This is a genomic window from uncultured Porphyromonas sp., assembly GCF_934359325.1.
In the GTDB taxonomy this organism is placed as follows: domain Bacteria; phylum Bacteroidota; class Bacteroidia; order Bacteroidales; family Porphyromonadaceae; genus Porphyromonas_A.
The window spans coordinates 1-4,495 of sequence record NZ_CAKRLH010000134.1; the positions used below are offsets into that span (position 1 = coordinate 1).

The 4,495-nt window shown below is 55.8% G+C and carries 3 protein-coding genes; all 3 read right to left on the reverse strand.

Annotated elements, in window-relative coordinates; genetic code table 11:
- On the reverse strand, positions 1-1,928 hold a 1,928-nt coding region (locus tag Q0F21_RS05605), incomplete at its 3' end, for an efflux RND transporter permease subunit (protein WP_297238165.1).
- 15 nt (positions 1,929-1,943) lie between these two features.
- Positions 1,944-3,005: an efflux RND transporter periplasmic adaptor subunit gene (locus Q0F21_RS05610; protein ID WP_297238167.1), complete on the reverse strand. Its 1,062-nt coding sequence runs from the start codon at positions 3,003-3,005 to the stop codon at positions 1,944-1,946.
- 28 nt (positions 3,006-3,033) lie between these two features.
- On the reverse strand, positions 3,034-4,413 hold the full coding sequence (locus tag Q0F21_RS05615) for a TolC family protein (protein ID WP_297238169.1): 1,380 nt from the start codon (positions 4,411-4,413) through the stop codon (positions 3,034-3,036).
- Positions 4,414-4,495: the final 82 nt, after the last annotated feature.

Here is a 4,495-nt window from a genome sequence, read left to right on the forward strand (position 1 = left end):
TTCCGGATCTTAGCCACATAAGTCTCAGTACCGCCGGGGACCTTCTTGAGCTTGACATTCATCTCAGCGAGATAGGGTGTCCCCTTGCTGCTCTGACCATTATCGCTATTAAGGCCGACCATGGTCACCACCTTCTCCACCTCAGGTCGCTGCATCAGCCAGTCCTCAGCCTTGCGCACCAGTTGATTGGACTCCTCCATGGAGATGTCCTTGGGCATCTCCAGCTGGATGATGCACTCCTGTCGGTCCATGTAGGGCTGGAACTCAAAGTTGATGAACCCAAGTGGGAAAAGCGCCATCACACCCGCCATCATGGCCACGACGATGAGCGCTAGCGTCCAGCGATGACTCAGTCCCCAACGGGTTACCGTGGAAATACGCTCTGCAAAGTGACTAATACCATTCTCAAACCCGCTGAGCATCCGTCCGATGAAGGTGTCGGTGCGCAGTGGCTGCACATTCCCCAGTCGGGAGGTGAGCAGCGGTACAAGGGTCAGAGCGGCAAGGAGGCTGAAGAGGATCGCGATCACGATTACGGCACAGAACTGCCGGAGAATGTCCGAGACGAGTGAATTGGTGAAGATGATCGGGAGGAAGACGACCACCAAGACCATGGTGACCGAGATGACGGTGATGCCGATCTCATTCATCGCATCCCATGTGGCGCGGACTCGGTTTTTCCCCATCTCCATGTGGCGATAGACGTTCTCGATGACCACGATCGCATCGTCCACCAAGACACCGATCACCAGCGATAGCGCCAGGAGGGACATCATATTGAGCGTGAAACCAAAGAGCCTCATCCCGATGAAGGAGGCGATCAGGGACACCGGCACCACGACCATCACGATAAGGGCGTTGCGAATATTATGGAGGAAAAGCAGGATCACTAATGACACCAAGAGGATGGCGAGTAAGAGATCCGTGAGCACGGAGCTGATCGCATTGCGGGTAAAGGTGGTGGTATCCTGAGCCACCTCTATCCTAAGACCATCGGAGGCGTAGCGCTCCTCGAGGGTGCGGATCTGTCCCTCGACTGCTTTGCTCACATCGAGGGCGTTGGCGTCAGACTGCTTGAGGATATTGAGGAGGATCGCCTCCTGACCATTCACGCGGCCCATCTTGACCGGGTCCTTGACTCCATCGACCACCTCAGCGATATCCTCGAGACGGATGGCAGTGCCATTGACATTGCGGAGGATCAGCTTACGGAGCTGGTCGATGGAGGTGATCTTGCCGGAGAGACGGACCGCCATCTGCGACTCATCGCTCCTGAGATAGCCGGTGGGGAAGTCGAGGTTGGAGGCACGGATGGCACCCTGCACCATGACCGGCGTGATGCCGAGGTCCTGCATCTTGCCCTTGTCGAGATTGATCTGGATCTCGCGCTCTACGCCGCCGACCAGCCCCACATTGGCGATGCCCTTGATGTGCGACAGCTCGGGTACGACCCGCTTGTCGATGAGGTCAAAGAGATCCGTCGACCCGATGTCCGCCGTGGCAGATAGGATTAGGATAGGCTTCTCATCGACCGATACCTTAGAGATCATAGGAGAGATGATATCCCGAGGCAGCTCCGCACGCTTGGCGGAGAGCCTATTCTGCGCATCGGTCATCGCCTTATCGATATCGGTCCCGAAGTCGAATGAGACCATGATCATCGACATGCCCTCAAAGGAGTAGGACTGCATCTGGTCGATGCCTTCCATACTCGAGAGGACCTCCTCCGCCTTCTTCGTCAGCGAGTTCTCGACCTCTGTCGGCGAGGCTCCCGGATAGATGATCTGTACGTTGAGCAGAGGCGGCGTAAACTTCGGCATGAGCTCTGCACTCAAGCTCCTATAGCTCAAGAAGCCCAGCACGGTCAACAGTATAAAGAGGACCGTGACAAATATCGGGCGCTCAATAGATGTCTTGACGATTTTCATACCTTACGCTGCTTGTCACCCATTAACCACTTTGACGGGTAGTCCGTCAGACACATTGATCAGACCGGATACAATGATGCAGTCGCCGCTCTTGAGTCCATCAAGGACCTCGATCTGATCACCGATGAGACCGCCGACTGTGATGGCTTGCTCTATCGCGATACCCTCCTCGACGAGGTAGACATGAGCATCCTTGACGCTGCCGATAATTGCCCTGCGGGGGATCAGGATCCCGTGCGTTTCCTCGCTGTTGCCGAAAGAGACGGAGACATACATCCCCGGTCGCAGCCCATCCACACTCTCCTTATCCAGCGTCACCTCTACGGGGAAGGCAAGGGCATGATTCGCCTTATTACCCACCATGGAGATCTCACCCGAGATGATCCTGTCGGGATAGACTTCACTTGTGACGGAGACAGTCTGTCCCTTAGAGAGCTGCATCCGCTGACGCTCCGTCACGAAGCAGGTGGCCTTGAGTTGCGAGTCATCGACGATGTCGAAGAGCTTGGTACCGGGATTGACATAGCTTCCGACCTCCACATACCGCTTGTAGATCTCCCCTGAGATGGGAGCCTGTATGGAAGCGTCTGCCAGGCGACGACGACTGGAGACATAGCGTCCCTCCGCGGCTACCATCTGGGTATTCATCGCACTGAGCTGCTGATCGGTGACACCGCCCTGGCTATGTGCCTGACTGTATCGCTCATAGTCTCTCTTCGCCGCCTCATAAGCGACACGGGCAGACTCGGCATCGGCTCTCAGCGTCTCCACATCGAGCTGCACGAGGAGCTTGCCCTTAGCGACACGATCTCCCTCGTCCGCATAGACCGAGACGACACGCCCACCGATGCCGGATACAAAGGAGAGATCATGGGCTCCGGATACGAGTCCATTTGAAACAAAGGAGGCGGTATAATTGCTCTCGCTGATTGTCTCTGTGCGGACGGCAACAGCGGACTGCCCCTCCATGAGACTCTCAGTCTTAGCATCGGTCGCCTTCTTATTCAGGACCAAGACCAGTACGATGAACCCAATAGCCAAGACGATAGTTAGTGGAAGATAGATTTTTCGTTTCATGACTAAGTATAATGCTGAAGTGTGACTATTATTCCATAAGGTCTCGTATCTCGCCTTTGCTCTTCTTCAGGTCTATGAAGGCCTTCATGTAATCCCCGAGTGCGCTGGCGTAGGACATCTGTGCCTGCACGAGAGACTGGCTCGCATTGAGGACATCGGAGAGTGAGGCGACGCCGAGGCTGTAATTCTTCTGCGCAAGGTCAAATACCTGCTCGGCGAGTGCCTTATTGTCCTCCTGTAGAGAGATGGTGCGCTGAGTGTCTTTGAGCTTAAGTGAAGCATTGAGGTGAGCCATGCGGAGCGACTGGTCGAGTGCGTGCAGATCCTCCTGCGCCTTGAGCAGGTCGAGGTGACTCTCGCGCACCTTGGCGAGGCGAGAGCCGCCGCTGAAGATCGGCATCCGGAGACTCACCCCGATCATAGCGGTCGGGTAGCCGTAGTTGGTTGACCCGCCGAAGAGCTGATCGCTCATCTGATTGTACTGGAGGTTGAGAGCCAGAGAGAGTGTAGGGAGGTACTCGTACTTCTTTGCCCGCTCCTGCAGCTGCGCCATCCTCTCCCGCTGCTGCAGCTGCTTGTAGGCGACATGCCTAACGGGCTCAAAGGTGGGGGCGGCGACCACTGCGATCTCCTGCTGAGCCAAAAGCCTAAGGTCCAAAGGCGGAATCGCTATCGGCTCTGTCACCTCAAAGCCCATCTGGAGCTTGAGCAAGTTTTTCTGCACCTCGAGTCCGCTCTCTATCGCTGACTGCTGGGTCTTGAGGTTGGTGAGATTGACCCTCAGCCGATCCACATCCACCTTCTTGACCAAGCCACTGGCGTAATTGACCTCCATCATCCGGAGCATCTGCTCCATCAGCTCCACACTCCGTAGCATCTGTGACGCAGCGTACTGCGTGACCTGTACCCCGTAGTAGAGGGTGGCTGTCTGAGCGATCACATCCTCCTCTGTCGAGAGGGCGCCCAGCTCTGCCATCTGCTTGGAGACCTTGGCAATGTCGAGGGTATTGAAGAGCGACATATTGAGCAACTGTTGATTAAGCGACACGCCCGCATTCGCACTGTACTTTGTCCCCATCTCAATGGTCATGTACTCTGACGCATTGGGGTCGCGCATCTTCTCGGGGAGGAAGTTATTCATGAAGTTGGGCATGATAAACTTTGCCTTCTTCAGATTGTCATTCAGACCGGCGGATCCACTGATCTGTGGCAGGAGAGCTCCGAGCACCTCCTGGCGGGCTCTCTCAGCCTTCTCTCGGTCATAAGCGGACTTCCTGACATTGCTATTGTGCTCCACAGCATAGCCGAGGCACTGCTGCAGCGTGTAGCTCTCCTGAGCGTGACCCGAGACCGAGAGCAGGAGCAGGCAAAGGACGAGCATCGCCGAGCGACTATTGGATGATATCATGGTACGTGGTGTATAAGAGTTGATTTCCTTCCTCGGAGACGATGGCGCGTAGGTGGTACCCAAGTATGGTGGTAAAGTAGCT